32 protein-coding genes are annotated in these 20,271 nt (G+C 31.0%); 1 reads left to right on the top strand and 31 read right to left on the bottom strand.

What is annotated here, in order from left to right:
* Positions 1 to 7: 7 nt before the first annotated feature.
* Positions 8 to 1,138, top strand: coding sequence for a T9SS type A sorting domain-containing protein (locus BLT70_RS03440; protein WP_091891587.1), 1,131 nt, complete (start codon positions 8 to 10; stop codon positions 1,136 to 1,138).
* On the opposite strand, the gene BLT70_RS03435 is transcribed toward BLT70_RS03440, so the two are convergent.
* The 31 genes from BLT70_RS03435 to rplB all read right to left on the bottom strand — a co-directional run bounded on the left by BLT70_RS03435 (position 1,128) and on the right by rplB (position 20,268).
* Complete coding sequence (locus BLT70_RS03435; protein ID WP_091891584.1) at positions 1,128 to 1,802, bottom strand: PrsW family intramembrane metalloprotease; 675 nt, start codon at positions 1,800 to 1,802, stop codon at positions 1,128 to 1,130. The two genes, BLT70_RS03440 and BLT70_RS03435, sit on opposite strands and share 11 nt — an antisense overlap.
* Before the next feature lie 14 nt (positions 1,803 to 1,816).
* Positions 1,817 to 2,752 carry a citrulline utilization hydrolase CtlX gene (gene ctlX, locus BLT70_RS03430; RefSeq protein ID WP_091891581.1) on the bottom strand — a complete coding sequence of 312 codons (936 nt, stop codon included), beginning with the start codon at positions 2,750 to 2,752 and terminating at the stop codon, positions 1,817 to 1,819.
* 65 nt (positions 2,753 to 2,817) lie between these two features.
* Entirely contained in the window at positions 2,818 to 3,732 is a 915-nt protein-coding gene (locus tag BLT70_RS03425; protein ID WP_091891578.1) for a dimethylarginine dimethylaminohydrolase family protein, read from the bottom strand.
* 72 nt (positions 3,733 to 3,804) lie between these two features.
* Positions 3,805 to 5,091 carry a citrate synthase gene (locus tag BLT70_RS03420; protein ID WP_091891575.1) on the bottom strand — a complete coding sequence of 429 codons (1,287 nt, stop codon included), beginning with the start codon at positions 5,089 to 5,091 and terminating at the stop codon, positions 3,805 to 3,807.
* 175 nt (positions 5,092 to 5,266) lie between these two features.
* Positions 5,267 to 6,553: a phosphopyruvate hydratase gene (eno, locus tag BLT70_RS03415; RefSeq protein WP_091891573.1), complete on the bottom strand. Its 1,287-nt coding sequence runs from the start codon at positions 6,551 to 6,553 to the stop codon at positions 5,267 to 5,269.
* 274 nt (positions 6,554 to 6,827) lie between these two features.
* Positions 6,828 to 7,946, bottom strand: coding sequence for a glutamine-hydrolyzing carbamoyl-phosphate synthase small subunit (gene carA / locus BLT70_RS03410; RefSeq protein WP_091891570.1), 1,119 nt, complete (start codon positions 7,944 to 7,946; stop codon positions 6,828 to 6,830).
* A 92-nt stretch (positions 7,947 to 8,038) separates the two neighbouring features.
* On the bottom strand, positions 8,039 to 8,515 hold the full coding sequence (gene rplQ, locus BLT70_RS03405; RefSeq protein WP_091891568.1) for a 50S ribosomal protein L17: 477 nt from the start codon (positions 8,513 to 8,515) through the stop codon (positions 8,039 to 8,041).
* A 60-nt stretch (positions 8,516 to 8,575) separates the two neighbouring features.
* Positions 8,576 to 9,568, bottom strand: coding sequence for a DNA-directed RNA polymerase subunit alpha (locus BLT70_RS03400; protein WP_091891565.1), 993 nt, complete (start codon positions 9,566 to 9,568; stop codon positions 8,576 to 8,578).
* Positions 9,569 to 9,661: 93 nt separating this feature from the next.
* Positions 9,662 to 10,267, bottom strand: coding sequence for a 30S ribosomal protein S4 (gene rpsD / locus BLT70_RS03395; RefSeq protein WP_091891562.1), 606 nt, complete (start codon positions 10,265 to 10,267; stop codon positions 9,662 to 9,664).
* 116 nt (positions 10,268 to 10,383) lie between these two features.
* On the bottom strand, positions 10,384 to 10,767 hold the full coding sequence (gene rpsK / locus BLT70_RS03390) for a 30S ribosomal protein S11 (RefSeq protein ID WP_091891560.1): 384 nt from the start codon (positions 10,765 to 10,767) through the stop codon (positions 10,384 to 10,386).
* A 78-nt stretch (positions 10,768 to 10,845) separates the two neighbouring features.
* Positions 10,846 to 11,211 carry a 30S ribosomal protein S13 gene (gene rpsM / locus BLT70_RS03385; protein ID WP_091891558.1) on the bottom strand — a complete coding sequence of 122 codons (366 nt, stop codon included), beginning with the start codon at positions 11,209 to 11,211 and terminating at the stop codon, positions 10,846 to 10,848.
* A complete protein-coding gene (ykgO, locus tag BLT70_RS03380) occupies positions 11,211 to 11,327 on the bottom strand; it encodes a type B 50S ribosomal protein L36 (RefSeq protein WP_004568720.1) in 117 nt (38 codons plus the stop codon). The genes rpsM and ykgO overlap by 1 nt, the downstream gene beginning before the upstream one ends.
* A gap of 15 nt (positions 11,328 to 11,342) precedes the next feature.
* Complete coding sequence (infA, locus tag BLT70_RS03375; RefSeq protein ID WP_004568721.1) at positions 11,343 to 11,558, bottom strand: translation initiation factor IF-1; 216 nt, start codon at positions 11,556 to 11,558, stop codon at positions 11,343 to 11,345.
* Between the two features lies 1 nt (position 11,559).
* On the bottom strand, positions 11,560 to 12,882 hold the full coding sequence (gene secY / locus BLT70_RS03370; RefSeq protein ID WP_091891555.1) for a preprotein translocase subunit SecY: 1,323 nt from the start codon (positions 12,880 to 12,882) through the stop codon (positions 11,560 to 11,562).
* 13 nt (positions 12,883 to 12,895) lie between these two features.
* A complete protein-coding gene (rplO, locus tag BLT70_RS03365; protein WP_091891553.1) occupies positions 12,896 to 13,345 on the bottom strand; it encodes a 50S ribosomal protein L15 in 450 nt (149 codons plus the stop codon).
* Positions 13,346 to 13,359: 14 nt separating this feature from the next.
* Positions 13,360 to 13,542 (bottom strand): 50S ribosomal protein L30, encoded by a 183-nt coding sequence (rpmD, locus tag BLT70_RS03360; protein WP_091891550.1) that lies wholly within the window; start codon positions 13,540 to 13,542, stop codon positions 13,360 to 13,362.
* An 11-nt stretch (positions 13,543 to 13,553) separates the two neighbouring features.
* Positions 13,554 to 14,078 carry a 30S ribosomal protein S5 gene (gene rpsE, locus BLT70_RS03355; protein WP_091891547.1) on the bottom strand — a complete coding sequence of 175 codons (525 nt, stop codon included), beginning with the start codon at positions 14,076 to 14,078 and terminating at the stop codon, positions 13,554 to 13,556.
* A gap of 3 nt (positions 14,079 to 14,081) precedes the next feature.
* Positions 14,082 to 14,432 carry a 50S ribosomal protein L18 gene (rplR, locus tag BLT70_RS03350; protein WP_091891544.1) on the bottom strand — a complete coding sequence of 117 codons (351 nt, stop codon included), beginning with the start codon at positions 14,430 to 14,432 and terminating at the stop codon, positions 14,082 to 14,084.
* A gap of 11 nt (positions 14,433 to 14,443) precedes the next feature.
* Complete coding sequence (gene rplF / locus BLT70_RS03345) at positions 14,444 to 14,989, bottom strand: 50S ribosomal protein L6 (protein WP_091891541.1); 546 nt, start codon at positions 14,987 to 14,989, stop codon at positions 14,444 to 14,446.
* Positions 14,990 to 14,999: 10 nt separating this feature from the next.
* Positions 15,000 to 15,398 carry a 30S ribosomal protein S8 gene (gene rpsH / locus BLT70_RS03340; protein ID WP_091891538.1) on the bottom strand — a complete coding sequence of 133 codons (399 nt, stop codon included), beginning with the start codon at positions 15,396 to 15,398 and terminating at the stop codon, positions 15,000 to 15,002.
* Between the two features lie 161 nt (positions 15,399 to 15,559).
* Positions 15,560 to 15,829: a 30S ribosomal protein S14 gene (gene rpsN, locus BLT70_RS03335; RefSeq protein WP_091891535.1), complete on the bottom strand. Its 270-nt coding sequence runs from the start codon at positions 15,827 to 15,829 to the stop codon at positions 15,560 to 15,562.
* Between the two features lie 3 nt (positions 15,830 to 15,832).
* The gene (rplE, locus tag BLT70_RS03330) at positions 15,833 to 16,384 is read right to left on the bottom strand and encodes a 50S ribosomal protein L5 (protein WP_091891532.1); all 552 of its coding nucleotides are present in this window, start codon (positions 16,382 to 16,384) and stop codon (positions 15,833 to 15,835) included.
* An 8-nt stretch (positions 16,385 to 16,392) separates the two neighbouring features.
* Complete coding sequence (gene rplX, locus BLT70_RS03325; protein ID WP_091891530.1) at positions 16,393 to 16,695, bottom strand: 50S ribosomal protein L24; 303 nt, start codon at positions 16,693 to 16,695, stop codon at positions 16,393 to 16,395.
* Between the two features lie 13 nt (positions 16,696 to 16,708).
* Positions 16,709 to 17,077, bottom strand: coding sequence for a 50S ribosomal protein L14 (rplN, locus tag BLT70_RS03320; RefSeq protein ID WP_068451523.1), 369 nt, complete (start codon positions 17,075 to 17,077; stop codon positions 16,709 to 16,711).
* Between the two features lies 1 nt (position 17,078).
* Complete coding sequence (gene rpsQ / locus BLT70_RS03315) at positions 17,079 to 17,336, bottom strand: 30S ribosomal protein S17 (protein WP_091891527.1); 258 nt, start codon at positions 17,334 to 17,336, stop codon at positions 17,079 to 17,081.
* A gap of 20 nt (positions 17,337 to 17,356) precedes the next feature.
* On the bottom strand, positions 17,357 to 17,548 hold the full coding sequence (gene rpmC / locus BLT70_RS03310; protein WP_091891524.1) for a 50S ribosomal protein L29: 192 nt from the start codon (positions 17,546 to 17,548) through the stop codon (positions 17,357 to 17,359).
* 11 nt (positions 17,549 to 17,559) lie between these two features.
* A complete protein-coding gene (gene rplP / locus BLT70_RS03305) occupies positions 17,560 to 17,991 on the bottom strand; it encodes a 50S ribosomal protein L16 (RefSeq protein WP_091891521.1) in 432 nt (143 codons plus the stop codon).
* Positions 17,992 to 18,013: 22 nt separating this feature from the next.
* Entirely contained in the window at positions 18,014 to 18,736 is a 723-nt protein-coding gene (rpsC, locus tag BLT70_RS03300; protein ID WP_091891517.1) for a 30S ribosomal protein S3, read from the bottom strand.
* Positions 18,737 to 18,747: 11 nt separating this feature from the next.
* Entirely contained in the window at positions 18,748 to 19,152 is a 405-nt protein-coding gene (gene rplV / locus BLT70_RS03295; protein ID WP_091891514.1) for a 50S ribosomal protein L22, read from the bottom strand.
* 6 nt (positions 19,153 to 19,158) lie between these two features.
* The gene (gene rpsS / locus BLT70_RS03290; RefSeq protein ID WP_015482224.1) at positions 19,159 to 19,437 is read right to left on the bottom strand and encodes a 30S ribosomal protein S19; all 279 of its coding nucleotides are present in this window, start codon (positions 19,435 to 19,437) and stop codon (positions 19,159 to 19,161) included.
* Between the two features lie 6 nt (positions 19,438 to 19,443).
* Entirely contained in the window at positions 19,444 to 20,268 is an 825-nt protein-coding gene (gene rplB / locus BLT70_RS03285) for a 50S ribosomal protein L2 (protein WP_091891511.1), read from the bottom strand.
* Positions 20,269 to 20,271: the final 3 nt, after the last annotated feature.

Below are 20,271 nucleotides of genomic sequence, written 5' to 3'. Positions count from 1 at the left end.
CTAATTTATGAAAATTAAAACTCCATATTTATTTTTATTAATTTTTCTAAATTCCTTTTTAATTCAAAGTCAAATTACCGAATTTAAAGAAAAGTTTGAAATTCCGGCAGTTGCAAAAGAAACTTCTGGCTTACTTTTTTTGAATGGAAAAATTATTACACATAATGATAGTGGAGATAATGCATATTTATATGAATTAGATAGTTTAACAGGTGTTCTTAACAGACGAATTACCATAACAAATGCCACTAATGTTGATTGGGAAGATTTAGCTGATGATGAAACTTATATTTACATTAGTGATTCTGGAAATAATAAAGGAACAAGAACAGACCTAAAAATTTATAGAGTTTTAAAATCTGACTTAAAAAAAAGTAACACTGTTTCTGCTGAAACAATTTCATTTTCTTATGAAGATCAAACAAGTTTTGATGGTTCTGATACTCATAATTTTGATGCTGAAGCCTTAGTTGTTTATGAGAATAATTTTCTGATATTCACTAAAAACAGAGGCGATTTAAAAACCAATGTTTATAAATTTCCAATTACGCTTGGCAATCATACAGCTGTAAAAGTTAGTTCGGCAAATATAGTAGGGTTAATTACTGGTGCAACAGTACAAAACAGCAACTTTTTGCTTTGTGGTATTAACGCAAATGCAATTCCGTTTTTAGTTCATATTAGTGCTAACAGAAGCCCTGGAGATGATATTTTTAAATCTGGATTTAGCAAATACACACTAACAAATGAACTTGGCGTTGGTAATCAAGTTGAAGGAATTACAAGTTTTGATTACGGTAGATTTTATATTTCTAGAGAAGCTGTAAATGAAGACATTATCTCTCTAAAACAGAAATTATTTGAATTTAGAGATTATAGATCTCTACTTTTATCAATTGAGAAAAATACTTTAGAAAATTTAAATATTTATCCAAATCCTACTTCTGGAAACATAACTATCCGAAGTGAAAAAGAAATACAAACTATTTCTATATATAATACTTTAGGAAAAAAAATTAAAGAGTTTAATGCTAATCAAAAAGAAATAAACATTTCTAATTTTTCTAAAGGAATTTATCTATTAAAAATTAAGTTTGATGACAAAAAAAATGTAATTAGAAAAATAATTAAACATTAAAATTAGAGTTTTTCTGATGTATTTTAATTGCTTTTCTTGATAAAACGATGCCTACTAATAATGAAGATAAAGCACCAATTACTGTTCCTGGAATAAAGTTAATAAACAAAAAGAAATCATAGGCACCATGAAAAATTATTGCAACTAATAATCCAATTAAATTTAACTTTCTTTTATTTTTAGAAAACTTAGCTTTCCCCATATAATAACCCAATAAAATAGCAAAAGTAGCGTGTGCCGGAACCGCCGTAAAAGCTCTTGTAATTCCTGTTTCAATTCCATGTTTATACACAAATAAAACGTTTTCTAGTGCAGCAAAACCCATAGAAACCATAACAGCGTAAACTATACCATCAAAAGGTTCATTAAATTCTTTATTGGGTTGTGCATAATATCTTACTATGATATATTTAGAAAACTCTTCTACCAAAGCAACAACAATAAATGCTTTTATAAATTGATTTAAAATACTATTATCATTCGTTAAATCAAAAAGAAAACCAGTAATAATACTTAAAACAAAAGTAATTAATACGCTTACAAAAGCACCCAAAAGAAAGTTTTTAAATAAAAAATGAATGGGTTCTTTTTCAAATTTATCTTTAAAATAAATGTATAAAATAATTACCATAACGGGAGCTACGGCAAGGAATAATAAATGCATTTCTATATATCTAATTAATTTCTAGGCAAAAAAACTTCTGCCATCATACAACGTGCACTTCCACCACCACAAGCTTCTATTGTAGCTAAAGAACTAGATATTATTTTACAATATCTGTTAATTTGTGATTTTTGACTCTGTGTTAAACAATCATGTGCTGCTTGACTCATTACTAAAAAAAGTTCGTCATTTGCACCTTTTACTTGCAACATATTTCCCGCAAAATTGGCTACTTGTTCTTCAGTAATATCAATAACAAGCTTTTTGTCTTCTTTTAAATTTTTTAACACGTTTTTACGTTCACTTTTATCATCAATAGAAGATAAACAAATTACTGCAAAAGTTTCTGTAATGCACATCATTACATTGGTATGATAAATTGCTTCTCTTCTATTTTCTACTGTTTGATATGAAGTAAAAATAACAGGCGTATATTCAAAATCTTCACAAAACTCTATAAATAAATCTTCATCTGCTCTAGGAGATAATGCACAATATGCTTTTTTATTTTCACGATCTAAACTCATACTCCCTGTGCCTTCTAAAAACACTTGTTCTTCTTCTGCAGCAGTATAATCTACAATATTTTCAATTAAAAAACCTTTTTTTTCTAACTCTAAAAACACATCTTCTCTTCTTTCTAAACGTCTATTCTCTGCAAACATAGGATAAATTGCAGCAGTTGCATCATCATGAAAAGAAACCCAATTATTAGGAAAAATAGAATCTGGAGTATCAAATTCTTTATTATCGGATACAACAATTACCTCAACACCAAAGCTTCTTAACTTTTCTACAAAAGTATCAAATTCTTTTTGTGCTTTAGAATTTATTGTAGCTGGTAATAAATCTTTTAACGATTTTTGATAGTAATTATTTACTGCAGTTTGTTCATTCATCCTAAAATTTATAGGACGAATCATTAGGATTGAATTTGTAGTTTGTTGCATGGGTTAGAATTCTTTCAAAAAATAATATTTTAAAATAATTTAAATTTAAGCTGGTAATTTATAGGTTAATCTCTAATCAAAGGTAATGTAGAACATCTTAATAATCCTTCTTGTTTTGCAATTTCTGTATAAGAAACTTCTTCAACAATAAAATCGTTATTTCTTAACCAAGTATTTAAACGTGTAAAATTTTGTTCTGAAATAACTACTTTTTCAGAAATAGAAAACACGTTACTATTCATGCTATACATTTCTTCTTTGCTAATTTCAAACACATTTTCTTTTCCAAAATAATTTAATAACCACTCATATTCTCTTTCTATTAAAAATCCGTTTTTATGTAAAATTGCTTTATTTTTTCCTATTGGCTGAAAACAACAATCTAAATGTAAGGCATTTTCTTTAGGATCTGTATTAGATTTTCTTAACTCAAACGATTTTACAATTTTATCAGGAAATAACTCTTGTAAAGCGATTACCGCATCTGTATTTGTACGAGCAGTAATATAATCTGCATAATCTTCTCCAGAATATGTACCAACAAAAATATAATCATTCCAAGGCATCACATCACCACCTTCTACATGACATTCTTCTGGCAAATGAATAATATTTTCTTCTTTAATCTGATCTAATACATGTTTTATAGCTAAATATTCCTCTTCTCTATCAGGTAAAATATTTGCTTTTATCAATTTATCTTCAATAACAAAAGCAATATCTCTTGAAAAAATTTGATTATAATTTTGAATAATCGTTGGTCTAAAAACCTGAACATTGTATTTTTCAAAAACTTTAGCAACAGCTTCCATTTCTAAAATCATGTCTTCTTCTTTTGGATAAGTACCAGCTAAGACATGCTGTATACTTTTAGGGTCATAACAATCTTCAACTCTTGGAACTGGCCCATTACTTTTTGCTGTTCCTAAAATAACAGATCTTAATTTAGACGTTTCATTTTGTATATTAAGTTGCAACATATTTTTAAATTGATAAAAAAAGCTTCATATAATATGAAGCTTTTAAATTTTTAGTAAAAATAATACATTTTTTTATCTTTTATCTAATTCGACAAAATGTCTTTCTGTTTCACCAATATAAATTTGACGAGGTCTTCCTATTGGTTCTTTGTTTAATCTCATTTCTCTCCATTGCGCAATCCAACCAGGCAAACGTCCTAAAGCGAACATTACTGTAAACATATCTGTAGGAATACCCATTGCTCTATAAATAATTCCTGAATAGAAATCTACATTTGGATATAATTTTCTTTCAACAAAATAAGGTTCGTTTAAAGCTTCTTGTTCTAATCCTTTAGCAATCTTTAAAATAGGATCATCAACACCTAAATCATTTAAAACTTCATCTGCGGCTTTTTTGATAATTTTTGCTCTTGGATCAAAATTTTTGTAAACTCTATGTCCAAAGCCCATCAATCTAAAAGGATCGTTTTTATCTTTAGCTTTCGCCATGTATTTTTTAGTATCTCCTCCATCTGCTTGTATAGCTTCTAACATTTCTAATACTGCCTGATTAGCGCCTCCATGTAGTGGTCCCCAAAGAGCAGAAATCCCTGTTGATAAAGAAGCAAATAAACCTACATGAGAAGAACCAGCAATTCTAACTGTTGATGTAGAACAATTTTGTTCGTGATCTCCATGTAAAATTAATAATTTATCTAAAGCATCTTTAATGATAGGATTCATTACATATTCTTCATTTGGCTGTTTAAACATTAAATACAAAATGTTCTCTACATAGCCTAAAGATTTTTTTCCATAATTTAAATGCAATCCTTTACTCTTACGCATTGTCCAACCAACTAGTACAGGAAATTTAGCTAAGATTCTAACAATAGCATGATACATATCTTCTTTAGAGGCTGTATTTACAGAAGAAGGATTAAAAGCAGTAAGTGCACTTGTTAATGAAGCCAAAACACCCATTGGATGAGCTGCTTTTGGAAATGCTTCTAAAATTTTTCTTACATCATCATCAACCAAAGAATGCTCTTTAATATCTGCATGAAATTTATCTAATTCCTGTTTTGTTGGTAAATTACCAAATATCAATGCATAAGATACTTCTAAGAAATCTGCTTTTTCAGCTAACTCTTCAATAGGATAACCTCTATACCTTAAAATACCTTTTTCACCATCTAAAAATGTTATAGCACTTTCACAAGAACCTGTATTTTTAAAACCAGGATCGATGGTTATTATACCATTCGTTACTACTCTTAATTTTTTTATATCGATGGCAACTTCATTCTCTGTTCCTTTTACTAAAGGAAATTCATACGAATTATCTCCAATCTGTAATTTAGCTATATCTGACATTTAACGATGATTTTTAGTTTTGTTAAGTTTGACGAAGATACTTAATTTTACAGCATTTTAAAAGGCCACACCAATAGAATTTAGATATTTTAAAATAAGTTTAACTTATTTGCGAAATACACAAAAAAAAACCTCATAATAACTTATGAGGTTTAATTATTTTTAAAATTATTCTTTATAAATTAAACGCATTTTCTTTTGGAAAATATGCAGTTGTACCTAATTCTTCTTCAATACGTAATAATTGGTTGTATTTAGCCATTCTATCAGAACGAGAAGCAGAACCTGTTTTAATTTGACCACAGTTTAAAGCTACTGCTAAATCTGCAATTGTGTTATCTTCAGTTTCACCAGATCTGTGAGACATTACTGTTGTATAACCTGCATTTTTAGCCATATTTACAGCTGCAATAGTTTCTGTTAAACTACCAATTTGGTTTACTTTAATTAAAATTGAATTTGCAATACCGTTTTCTATACCTCTAGATAAACGCTCTACATTTGTAACAAATAAATCATCACCAACTAATTGAACTTTATCACCAATTAATTCAGTAAGATATTTTGTTCCTTCCCAGTCATTTTCATCCATTCCATCTTCAATAGAAATAATAGGATATTTAGCAGACAATTCAGCTAAATAATCAGCTTGTTCTTTACTTGTACGAATTACACCTTTATCTCCTTCAAATTTCGTATAGTCGTATTTTCCATCAACATAAAACTCAGCAGAAGCACAGTCTAAAGCAATTTTTACTTGCTCTCCAAAAACATAACCAGCATTTTTAACTGCTAATGCAATTGTTTCAATAGCATCTTCTGTTCCATCTAAAGTTGGCGCAAAACCACCTTCATCACCAACAGCTGTAGATAAACCTCTATCGTGTAAAACTTTCTTTAAATTATGGAAAATTTCAGATCCCATTTTTAAAGCTTCAGAGAAAGTTTCTGCCAGTACAGGCATAATCATAAATTCTTGAAACGCAATTGGAGCATCTGAGTGAGAACCTCCATTAATGATATTCATCATTGGTAAAGGTAAAGTATTTGCAGAAACACCACCTACATATCTATATAAAGGCATTCCTAATTCAATAGCAGCAGCTTTTGCAACTGCTAATGAAACACCTAAAATAGCATTTGCTCCTAATTTAGATTTGTTTGGCGTACCATCTAAATCTATCATTAATTTGTCTATAGCATTTTGTTCAAAAACAGAAACTCCTAAAAGTTCTTCAGCAATAATTTCGTTTACATTTTTTACAGCTTTTAAAACCCCTTTACCCATGTAGTCTTTTCCACCGTCACGTAATTCAACAGCCTCATGTTCTCCTGTTGATGCTCCAGATGGAACTGCTGCTCTACCTAGTGATCCATTATCTGTAGTTACATCTACTTCTACTGTAGGATTCCCTCTAGAATCGAAAATTTGACGTGCATGAACGCTAATAATTATACTCATTATATTGATATTTATTTTATTAATTTATACGTTTTATTTCTGATGCTAAGTTACAAAATATAGGAGGTTTTAAATAATTTGTCTTTAATTAATTACGAAAACGTTTACTCAAAAAAATAACTTATAAAAAAAAACCCACTCAATAAATTGAGTGGGAAAATTGCTATGAAAAAGAATGTGATTTTTACATCACATCTCAAAAGTAGTAATAAAAAGTTATTAAAACACCAAAAAAAGTTAAAAAATAACTTACTATCGATGAGTAACATTAAAGTTACGATGAAATTTTTTTTGTTTTTTCAATATTTGCTATAAATTGATCAAATAAATACTCAGAATCATGAGGTCCAGGACTTGCCTCTGGGTGATATTGAACAGAAAAAACATTTTTATTTTTCATTCTGATACCTGCCACCGTGTGGTCATTTAAGTGAACATGCGTAATCTCTATATTTTCATTAGCCTCTGCTTCTTCTCTATTTATTGCAAAACCATGATTTTGAGAAGTAATTTCTCCTTTTCCTGTTAATAGATTCTTTACAGGATGATTTATACCTCTATGACCATTGTGCATTTTATATGTAGAGATTCCATTTGCTAAAGCAATTACTTGATGCCCTAAACAAATACCAAATAGAGGTAAATCTCTATTAATAATTTCTTCTGCTACTTGTTGTGCTTCAATTAATGGTTGTGGATCTCCTGGCCCATTTGAAATAAAATAACCATCAGGATTAAAAGCTGATAAATCTTCAAAAGAAGAATTAAAAGGGAAAACTTTTATATATACTCCCCTTTTTGCTAAATTTCTTAAAATATTTTTTTTAATTCCAATATCTAAGGCAGAGATTTTAATATCAGAATTTTTATCACCTACATAATATGGTTCTTTTGTAGATACCTTTGAGGCTAATTCTAAACCTTCCATACTTGGCACTTCGGAAAGTTGTTTTTTTAGCGAATCAATATTATCAACATCCGTAGAAATAATAGCATTCATTGCACCATTATCTCTAATATATGCAACTAAGGCTCTTGTATCAACATCAGAAATTGCTACTAAATTATGTTTTGTAAACCAATCTAATAAGTTTTCTTCAGAATCTACTCTAGAATGTATAAAACTAAAATTTCTACAAATTAATCCAGAAATTTTTATACTATCGGATTCTACTTCATTAATATTTACACCATAATTTCCAATATGGGCATTTGTTGCTACCATTAATTGACCAAAATAAGATGGATCTGTAAAGATTTCTTGATAACCAGTCATCCCAGTATTAAAACAGATTTCTCCTGTAGATGTGCCTTCAATTCCAACAGATTTTCCATAAAAAATTGTACCGTCTGCTAATAAAACTAAAGCCTTTTTACGTGTTTGATATTTCATTGATTAGTGTTATTTTGATGATGTAAAAATATAAAAAAAGGGATAAACGTAAACGCCTATCCCTTTTATATGATTCAAAAAATTTTCATTTTTTATTCTTCAGATTTTTCTTCTGTTGATGCTGATCCTTCTACTTGAGCATTATCTGCTTTTTTGCTTCTTCCTCTACGAGTAGTTTTCTTAGCTTTTGTACCTTTAGGGTTGTAAATTTCATTGTAATCTACAAATTCAATCATTGCCATAGGGGCATTATCTCCTTGACGATTTCCTAATTTGATGATACGTAAATACCCACCAGGTCTATCTGCAACTTTTACAGAAATTTCTTTAAATAATTCTGTTACTGCAAATTTATCACGTAAATAAGAGAAAACTATACGTCTGTTATGCGTAGTATCCGACTTAGATTTTGTAATAAGAGGTTCTGCAAATAAACGTAAAGCTTTAGCTTTAGCTACAGTAGTATTAATACGCTTGTGCTCTATTAAAGAACAAGTCATATTTGCTAACATTGCTTTTCTGTGCGCTGTTTTTCTACCTAAATGATTGAATTTTTTTCCGTGTCTCATGACGTTTGTTTTATACTTTCATCTTGCATCTACTCAGTTTGAGGAGCAAAATATGAAAGATTAATCTCTATCTAATTTATATTTTGTTAAATCCATTCCAAAGTTTAAACCTTTAACAATAACTAGTTCTTCTAGTTCTGTTAATGATTTTTTACCAAAATTACGGAACTTCATTAAATCACTTTTGTTAAAAGAAACTAAGTCTCCTAATGTATCTACTTCTGCAGCTTTTAAACAATTTAAAGCTCTTACAGATAAATCCATGTCGATTAATCTAGTTTTTAATAACTGACGCATGTGTAATGATTCTTCATCATACGTTTCTGTTTGTGCAATTTCATCAGCCTCTAAAGTGATACGCTCATCAGAGAATAACATAAAGTGGTGAATTAAAATTTTTGCAGCTTCAGTTAATGCTTCTTTAGGATTGATTGATCCATCAGTATCTATATCGAAAACTAATTTTTCATAATCCGTTTTTTGCTCTACACGATAATTTTCGATTGCATATTTTACATTCTTAATTGGTGTGTAAATAGAATCTGTAAAAATTGTTCCAATTGGTGCAGAAGCCTTTTTATTCTCTTCTGCTGGTACAAATCCTCTACCTTTTTCTATCGTAATTTCTGCATTTAATTTTACAGATTTATCCATATTACAGATTACTAAATCTGGATTCAACACTTGAAAACCAGAAATAAACTTCTGTAAATCTCCAGCAGTAAATTGCTCTTGACCAGATACAGATATAGAAACAGTTTCTCTATCTGTGTCATCTATTTGTTTCTTAAAACGAACTTGTTTTAAGTTTAAGATAATTTCTGTAACATCTTCTACAACTCCAGATACTGTAGAAAACTCATGTTCTACACCATCTACCCTTAAAGATGTAATTGCAAATCCTTCTAAAGAAGATAAAAGTACTCTTCTTAAAGCATTACCGATTGTTAAACCGAAACCAGGTTCTAAAGGTCTAAACTCAAATCTACCAGAAAAATCTGTAGATTCTATCATTATTACTTTATCTGGTTTCTGAAAATTTAAAATTGCCATTTTCTTCGTTTTAATTGTTATTCAGTTGCGCGGTTTATAAGTGTGAAGAAGTACTTATAAACCCTTTGGCTGAATCTCAATGTTATTAATTTATTACTTAGAATATAATTCTACGATTAATTGCTCTTTGATGTTTTCTGGAATTTGTAATCTTTCTGGTACTTTAACAAAAGTTCCAGTTTTAGTATCACCATTCCAAGTTAACCATTCAAATACATTACTGTTAGATGCTAATGCATTTTCAATAGCTACTAACGATTTAGATTTTTCTCTTACAGCAACTACATCACCTTCTTGTAAACTATAAGATGGTATGTTTACGATTTCTCCGTTAACAGTTATATGTCTGTGAGATACTAATTGACGTGCTCCGCTTCTTGAATTTGATACTCCCATTCTGTAAACTACATTATCTAAACGAGATTCACACAACTGTAATAAAATTTCACCTGTAATTCCAGATGCAGCTTGAGCTTTTTTAAATAAGTTACTGAACTGACGCTCTAATATACCATAAGTATATTTTGCTTTTTGCTTCTCCATTAATTGAGTTGCATATTCAGATTTTTTACCTCTTCTTCTAGCATTTCCATGCTGTCCTGGTGGGTAATTTCTTTTTTCGAAGTTTTTATCTTCTCCAAAAATTGCCTCGCCAAATTTACGAGCAATTTTAGTTTTTGGTCCTGTATATCTTGCCATTTCTTGATAATTATAGATAGGGATTATGAATTAAGGCTTTCTCCTTCGATAATCTAAAAATCCTACCTTGTTAAAATATAAATATAAAATAAATATAAACTGAAAATTAATTCAGCTTATACTCTTCTTCTTTTAGGTGGACGACAACCATTATGAGGAATTGGAGTAACATCAATAATTTCTGATACTTCAATACCTGCATTATGAATAGATCTAATAGCAGATTCTCTACCATTACCTGGTCCTTTTACATAAACTTTTACTTTACGTAAACCTGCTTCTTTTGCAACATTTGCACAATCTTCTGCTGCTAATTGAGCTGCATATGGAGTATTCTTTTTAGAACCTCTGAAACCCATTTTACCTGCAGATGACCAAGAAATTACGTCACCTTTTTTATTTGTTAAAGAAATAATAATGTTATTGAAAGATGCAGTTACATGCGCCTCACCAATAGCATCAATTATTACTTTACGTTTTTTTGAACTTGCTTTTGCCATAATTATTTAAGTTTTAGTAATTTAGTTTTCTAACTTTATAGTTATACTATTATTAGATCTTTATTACTTTATCTAACTTTATTTTTTCTTGTTAGCTACCGTTTTTCTCTTACCTTTTCTAGTACGAGAATTATTCTTAGTTCTTTGACCTCTTAAAGGAAGACCAAGTCTATGACGAATACCTCTTTGACAACCAATATCCATCAAACGTTTGATGTTTATTTGAATTTCAGAACGTAATTCTCCTTCAATAGTAAAAGATCCAACTTGTTCTCTAATCGCTGCAATTTGATCATCAGTCCAATCTTGAACTTTAATACTTTCGTCAACTTCTGCTTTTGCTAAAACTTCTTTAGCTCTACTGCTTCCAACACCAAAGATATAAGTTAAAGCAATAACTCCTCTTTTGTTTTTTGGAATATCTATACCTGCTATTCTTGCCATTACCCTTGTCTTTGTTTAAATCTAGGATTTTGTTTATTGATTACGTATAATCTACCTTTTCTACGAACAATTTTACAGTCCGCACTTCTTTTTTTAACTGATGCTCTAACTTTCATCTGTTTATATTTTTTTTAATATCTGTAAGTAATTCTTGCCTTAGATAAATCGTATGGACTCATTTCAAGTTTTACCTTATCACCAGGTAATAATTTAATATAATGCATACGCATTTTACCTGATATATGAGCCGTTACAATATGTCCATTTTCTAATTCTACTCGAAACATTGCATTTGATAATGCTTCAGTAATGGTTCCGTCTTGTTGAATCGCTGATTGTTTAGCCATATTATTTATTCGATTTTCTGTTACTATTTCCTGTTTTCATTAAACCATCATAATGACGATTTAATAAATAAGAATTTATTTGTTGCAAAGTATCTATTGCAACTCCTACCATTATTATCAAAGATGTACCTCCATAAAACATAGCCCAACTTTGTTGTACTCCAAATTGAATTACAATCGTTGGTAATATAGATAACGCAGCTAAGAATAACGATCCAGGAAAAGTAATTCTAGATAAAACACTATCTAATTTATCTGCTGTATCTTTACCAGGTCTAATTCCAGGTATAAAACCACCACTTCTTTTTAAATCTTCTGCCATTTTATTCGTTGGAATTGTAATAGCAGTATAGAAATAACTAAAAATAATAATTAATAACGCAAATATTACATTATATCCTAAACCATGCATATCTTGCAAACTAGCCATAAATGGAAATCTTTGAGCTAATGCAACTGGCAAAAACATAATTGCTTGTGCAAAAATTATAGGCATTACACCTGCTGCATTTAATTTCAAAGGGATATAATCTCTAGATCCTGCAACATTTTGCACACTTCCTGCAACTGTTCTTCTAGCATATTGAACTGCTATTTTTCTAACAGCAGTAACTAATAATACAGTTAATAAAATTACAACAAACCAAATAATAATTTCAATTAAAACCATCATTAAACCTCCAGCTCCAGCATTTGTTGTTTTAGCAACAAACTCTTGTAAAAATGCAGCAGGGAAATTAGCGATAATACCTACAGTTATTAATAATGAAATCCCATTACCGACTCCTTTATCAGTAATACGTTCACCTAACCACATTGCAAAAATTGTCCCTGCAGTTAAAATAATTATAGATGAAATCCAAAAAGTTGCACCACTTACTAAAAAAGCTTCTGGTCCTAAACCAAATTGAGTTTTAATAGCTGTGATATAAGTTGGCGCTTGAACCAAAGTAATAACAATGGTTAACCATCTAGTAATTTGAGTAATTTTTTTACGTCCACTTTCTCCATCTTTTTGTAATTTTTGCAAATAAGGAACAGCAATTCCCATAAGCTGAACAACAATAGAAGCAGAAATATATGGCATTATACCAAGAGCCATTACTGACGCCCTAGCAAATGCCCCTCCTGTAAATGCATTTAATAAACCTAAAAGACCACCTGAAGTACTTTCTTTTAACGCTGCCAATTGTAATGGATCAATTCCTGGAAGAGGAACAGATGCCATAAAACGGTATACAGCAATTAAACCGATTGTAAGAAGAATTTTGTTTTTCAACTCTTCTATACTAAAAATGTCTTTTAATCTATTTATAAAATTCATCATTTACAATTTCTTATAAAGTAACAACTTCACCACCAGCAGCCTCAATTGCTGCTTTTGCTGTAGCTGTAAATTTATGTACAGTTATATTTAATTTAGCTTTTAACTCACCACCACCTAGTATTTTTACTAAGTCGTTTTTACTTGCTAAACCAATAGCAACTAAAATATCTAAATTAACTGTATCTGTTATCTTTCCATCATCAACTAAAGATTGTAATTTATCTAAATTGATACCTTGATATTCTTTACGGTTTATGTTAGTGAAACCAAATTTTGGTACACGTCTTTGAAGTGGCATTTGACCTCCTTCAAAACCTATTTTTCTAGAATAACCTGAACGAGATTTTTGCCCTTTATGACCTCTTGTAGAAGTACCTCCATGACCTGAACCTTCTCCACGTGCAATTCTTTTTCCTTTTTTAACGGAACCTTCTGCTGGTGTTAAATTATGTAAACTCATTTTTTCTAAATATCTTATTTAATTTCTTCGAAAGAAACTAAGTGTTTAACTGTATTTACCATACCTACTATTGACGGAGTTGCCTCATGTACAACAGTTTGGTTCATTCTACGTAAACCTAAAGCCTCTAAAGTTCTTTTTTGACTTTGTAGACGCCCGATTTGACTTTTTACTTGTGTAACTTTAATTTTTGCCATCGTTCTTAGGTTTATCCGTTAAATACTTTCTCTAAAGAAATTCCTCTTTGTTTAGCAATTGATGCCGCACTACGTAATTGTAATAATGCATCAAAAGTAGCTTTAACAACGTTATGAGGATTTGATGATCCTTGAGATTTTGATAATACATCATGAATACCAACTGACTCTAATACGTGTCTTACAGCTCCACCAGCAATAACTCCAGTACCATGAGATGCTGGTTTAAGGAACACTTTTGCTCCACCAAACTTCCCTTTTTGTTCATGAGGTAAAGTTGCTTCTAAAATTGGTATTCTTACTAAATTTTTCTTAGCATCTTCAATTGCTTTTGCAATTGCAGAAGAAACATCTTTAGATTTACCTAATCCATGACCAACAACCCCATTACCATCTCCTACAACTACAATTGCAGAGAATCCAAATGCTCTACCACCTTTTGTAACTTTAGTAACACGTTGTACACCTACTAATCTATCTACAAGCTCTAGTCCACTTGGTTTAACTCTTTCTACGTTTTTATAACCTTGCATAATTTCTTAAAATTTTAAACCAGATTCTCTAGCAGCCTCAGCTAATACTTTAACTCTACCGTGATATAAATATCCATTTCTATCAAAAGAAACGGTTTCAACTCCTACTTTAGAAGCTTTTTCTGCGATAGCTTTACCTACTGATCCTGCAGCTTCAACCTTAGTATCTGCTTTAATTCCTTTATCTCTAGATGAAACGGAAGCTAATGTTACTCCATTTACATCGTCAACTAGTTGTGCGTATATCTCTTTATTACTTCTATAAACCGATAATCTTGGTTTAGTAGCAGTACCAGAAATAATTTTTCTAATTCTACGCTTAATTCTAGCTCTTCTTTGTAGCTTTGATAATGCCATATTGCTATATATTATGCAGATTTACCTGCTTTTCTTCTTAATAATTCACCAACAAACTTAACTCCTTTTCCTTTATAAGGCTCTGGAGCTCTGAAAGAACGAATCTTAGCAGCTATTTGACCAACTAACTGTTTATCAAATGAAGATAATTTAATGATTGGGTTTTTCCCTTTCTCAGATATCGTTTCAACTTTAACCTCAGGAGCTAATTCTAAAACAATATTATGAGAATAACCTAAAGCTAAATCTAATTTTTGACCTTGACTAGAAGCTCTATAACCAACTCCAACCAACTCTAAATCTTTAGTCCAACCTTTACTTACACCTTCAATCATATTACTAACTAAAGCTCTCATTAAACCATGTTGTGCTTTATGGTCTTTACTTTCTGATGCTCTATCAAATGTGATAATACCATCTTCAATTGTAAGTTTAATACCATCAGAAATAGTTTGAGATAATTCTCCTAACTTTCCTTTAACAGTAATAACACTGTCTACTATGTTTACATCTACACCTTGTGAAATGCTAACGGGATTTTTTCCTATTCTACTCATTTCCTATAGATTAATAAACGTAACATAAAACTTCTCCACCAACATTCTCTTGACGTGCTTTTTTATTTGTCATTACACCTTTAGATGTAGAAACAATAGCAATTCCAAGTCCGTTTAAAACTCTTGGCATCTCCGTAGAGCCAACATATTTACGTAACCCTGGTGTACTGATGCGTTGAATTTTTCTAATTACTGATTCTTTTGTTTCTCTGTCATATTTTAAAGCTATTTTGATAGTTCCTTGAACTTTATCATTATTAAACTGATAGCTTAAAATATACCCTTGATCAAACAAAATTTTTGTCATTTCCTTCTTCAAATTTGAAGCTGGAACTTCCACTACTCTGTGCCCTGCTGCGATTGCATTTCTTACTCTAGTAAGAAAATCCGCGATTGGATCTGTATACATATTTATTTAAATTGCGATTACGGTTTTTAATTACCTCTATTTTCCTACAGATTTCTCTGTGATAATTAAACCTATAATCAGTTAAAATTCTAATACTCAAAAAAAATAGAGCGTGCAAAGATACACATTCTATTTTTAATATTATATTTTATTTTTGATTTCTACCAACTTGCTTTTTTAACACCTGGGATCAATCCTTGATTTGCCATTTCACGAAACGTAACACGAGAAATACCAAATTGTCTCATATATCCTTTTGGACGACCAGTTAATTTACATCTATTATGCATTCTAATTGGTGAAGCATTCTTTGGTAATTTTTGCAAAGCTTCATAGTCTCCAGCTTCTTTTAAAGCTTTTCTCTTTTCTGCATATTTTGCAACTGTTTTTGCTCTTTTACGTTCACGAGCTTTCATTGATTCTTTAGCCATTTCTTAATTTTTTTTGAATGGTAAACCTAATTCTCCTAATAATGATTTAGCTTCCTTATCAGTATTTGCAGATGTAACAAAAGTAATATCCATACCGTTAATTTTTTTCACTTGATCAATATTAATCTCTGGGTAAATGATCTGTTCAGTAATACCTAAATTGTAATTACCTCTACCATCAAAACCGTTAGCTTTTATACCGTTAAAGTCTCTTACACGAGGTAAAGAAGCTGTAACAAGTCTATCTAAAAATTCATACATTTTATCTCCACGTAAAGTAACTTTAACACCAATTGGCATACCTTTACGTAATTTAAAAGATGCAACATCTTTTTTAGACATCGTAGATATAGCTTTTTGACCAGTAATTTTAGTTACTTCTTCTAAAGCGTAATCTATTAATTTCTTATCTGCAATTGCAGCACCAACACCTTTAGAAACAACAATTTTTTCTAATTTAGGTACTTGCATTACATTCTTATAACTGAATTCTTCAGTAAGAGCTTTAATAACTCTTTCTTTGTATTCTGCTTTTAATCTTGGTACGTAACTCATGATTATTCTTATTTTTTAGTTTTTTTAGAGATTCTAGTTTTAGTATCTCCATCAACTTGATAACCTACTCTTACAGCTACACCATCTTGAACTAACATTAAGTTAGAAATATGAAGTGATGCTTCTTTTTTTACAATACCTCCTTGAGGATTTTGAGCGCTAGGTTTAGTGTGCTTAGAAACTAAGTTTACACCTTCTACTAAAACTCTATCTTTATCCTTAATGATTTGTAAAACTTTACCTTCAGATCCTTTGTGATCTCCTGCAATTACTTTTACAGTATCTCCTGATTTAATTTTGAACTTCTTCATCTTATATAATGATTTAAAGCACTTCAGGTGCTAATGATACTATTTTCATGAATTGTTTCTCACGAAGCTCACGTGCAACAGGTCCAAACACACGTGTTCCTCTCATTTCCTCTGTAGGATTTAAAAGTACACAAGCATTATCATCAAATCTGATATATGATCCGTCTTTACGTCTTACTTCTTTCTTGGTTCTTACAACAACTGCTCTTGATACTTGACCTTTTTTTACAGTTCCGTTAGGAGTTGCAGATTTAACCGCTACAACAATCTTGTCTCCAATACTTGCATAACGCTTTCTAGTTCCTCCTAAAACTCTAATAACTAAAACTTCTTTAGCTCCAGTATTATCTGCTACTTTTAATCTTGATTCTGTTTGTAACATATTATTTAGCTCTTTCTAGGATTTCTACTAATCTCCAACGTTTAGATTTACTCATAGGTCTTGTTTCCATGATTCTAACAGTATCTCCTTCGTTGCAATCATTCTTTTCGTCGTGTGCAACGTACTTCTTAGTCTTTAATACGAACTTTCCGTACATTGGGTGCTTAACTCTTTTAGTTTCTGATACAACAATAGATTTCTCCATTTTGCTACTAGAAACAACACCAATTCTCTCTTTTCTAAGATTTCTTTTTTCCATCTTTAAAACTGACTATAGAATTATTGTAATTCTCTTTTTGTTAATTCTGTTGCAATTCTTGCTACAGTTCTTCTTAAACCTCTCAATTGCAATGGATTCTCTAAAGGAGTTATTGCATGAGCCATTTTAAGATCAGTATAATTCTTTTGCAACGCTCCAAGCTTCTCTTTAAGATCTGCGATGGATAATTCTTTTATTTCTGATTGTTTCATTCTATTTCGAATTATGCGTTAATATCAAAATCTCTTGCTATTACAAACTTCGTTTTTACAGGAAGTTTTTGAGCTGCTAAACGTAAAGCTTCTTTTGCAACATTAAGTGGTACACCACCAATTTCGAACAAAATTCTACCTGGTTTAATAACTGCAACAAAATGATCTGGTGCTCCTTTACCTTTACCCATACGAACCTCTAGAGGTTTCTTTGTAATAGGTTTATCTGGAAATATTTTAATCCATAATTGACCTTCTCTTTTCATATGACGAGTTGCAGCAATACGAGCTGCCTCAATTTGACGAGAAGTCAATAGATTCTGATCTATAGATTTGATACCAAACATTCCATTAGAAAGTTGACTACCACGACCTGATAACCCAGACATATTTCCTTTCCCCTTCTGTACCTTACGGTATTTTACTCTTTTTGGCTGTAACATTTTTAATTTCTAATTTTAAAAATTATTTTCTTCTTCGAGGTTGTTGGCGCTTAGATCTATCGCCTCCTTTACCACTGCTTTGTTTCTTAGACAAACCAACTAGTGGAGATAATTCTCTTTTGCCATATACCTCACCCTTCATAATCCATACTTTAACTCCAAGTCTTCCGTATTGAGTATGAGCTTCTACAAGTGCATAATCGATATCAGCTCTAAAAGTAGAAAGAGGAATTCTACCTTCTTTATAATGTTCAGAACGCGCCATTTCAGCTCCATTTAAACGACCAGATATCTGAATCTTAATCCCTTCTGCGTTCATACGCATTGTAGCTTGAATTGCCATTTTAGTAGCTCTCTTATAAGAAATTCTATTTTCAATTTGACGAGCAACACTAACTGCAACTAATTTTGCATCTAATTCTGGACGTTTAATCTCAAAAATATTAATTTGAACCTCTTTGCCTGTAATTTTTTTAAGCTCTTCTTTTAACTTGTCTACCTCTTGACCACCTTTACCGATAATAATACCAGGTCTAGCAGTAGTGATAGTAACGGTTACAAGTTTAAGTGTACGCTCTATAATTACTCTAGAAACACTTGCTTTAGATAATCTAGCATTTACATACTCTCTTATCTTATAATCTTCAGCAATTTTATCTCCGTAGTCATTACCACCATACCAGTTAGATTCCCAACCTCTGATGATTCCTAAACGATTTCCTATTGGATTAGTTTTTTGTCCCATTTCTACTTTGATTAATTACTTAAATTTTTACTACCTAACTCTAAAGTAACATGATTAGAACGCTTACGAATTCTATGTGCACGCCCTTGAGGAGCTGGTCTTAATCTTTTTAACATTCCTGCGCTATCTACATAAATAGATTTTACAAATAACTTAGCGTCCTCGATAGACTCATCTTCATTTTTAGCTTGCCAGTTTGCAATTGCAGACAATAACAATTTCTCTAAATTTATTGATGCTTCTTTAGGGCTAAATTTTAAGATTTGTAAAGCTTTTTCAACTTCAACACCTCTTACTTGATCTGCAACTAAACGCATTTTTCTTGGTGACGTAGGACAGTTAGTAAGCTTTGCGAAAGCACGTTGCTTTCTATCTGCTTTTAACTGATCTGCCATATTTTTTTTACGAACTCCCATTTCCTGCTATTTTTTACCTTTATTTTTTGCACCAGCATGTCCTCTAAAAGAACGAGTTGGTGAAAATTCGCCTAATTTATGCCCTACCATGTTTTCTGTAACATATACTGGTACAAACTGACGTCCATTATGAACAGCAATTGTTTGTCCTACAAAATCTGGAGTAATCATACTTGCTCTAGACCAAGTTTTGATTACAGTTTTGTTACCAGCCTCTACATTAGCTAACACTTTTTTCTCTAATTTATAGTGAACGTAAGGTCCTTTTTTTAATGATCTTGCCATAACTTATTATTTCTTTCTACGTTCTATAATGTACTTATTACTAGCCTTAGTCTTAGATCTAGTTTTAAATCCTTTAGCAGGAATACCATTTCTAGATCTTGGATGACCTCCAGAAGCACGACCTTCACCACCACCCATTGGATGATCTACAGGATTCATTCTTACTGCATTTACTCTTGGTCTTCTACCTAACCATCTTCTTCTACCTGCTTTACCAGATACCAATAATTGATGATCAGAATTAGAAACAACACCAATTACAGCTGTACATGTTAACAAGATTAATCTTGTTTCACCAGAAGGTAATTTTACAGTTGCATATTTACCATCTCTTGCCATTAACTGAGCAAAAGAACCAGCAGAACGAGCCATTACAGCTCCTTTACCTGGATGTAATTCTATACAAGAAATTGTAGTTCCTAAAGGAATTTCACTTAAAGGCATTGAATTACCAATCTCTGGAGAAACTCCTGATCCTGAAATAATTTCTTGACCTACATTTAAACCGTTTTGTGCAATTACATAACGCTTTTCACCATCAGCATAATTTAATAGAGCAATAAATGCAGTACGATTTGGATCGTATTCTATTGTTTTAACTGTAGCAGGAACACCGCTTTTATCTCTTTTAAAATCGATAATACGATATCTTTGTTTATGACCACCTCCTATGTTACGAGTTGTCATTCTACCTTGACTGTTTCGACCTCCAGATCTTTTTTTCGGAGCAAGTAAACTTTTCTCCGGCTTATCAGTTGTTATGGTGTCGAACCCATTTACAACTCTAAAACGCTGACCTGGTGTTATTGGTTTTAATTTTCTAACTGACATTTT

The organism is Polaribacter sp. KT25b (assembly GCF_900105145.1).
Taxonomy (GTDB): Bacteria; Bacteroidota; Bacteroidia; order Flavobacteriales; family Flavobacteriaceae; genus Polaribacter.
The sequence above is the reverse complement of the archived record's forward strand: the minus strand, read 5'-3'. Positions and strand labels throughout refer to the sequence as shown.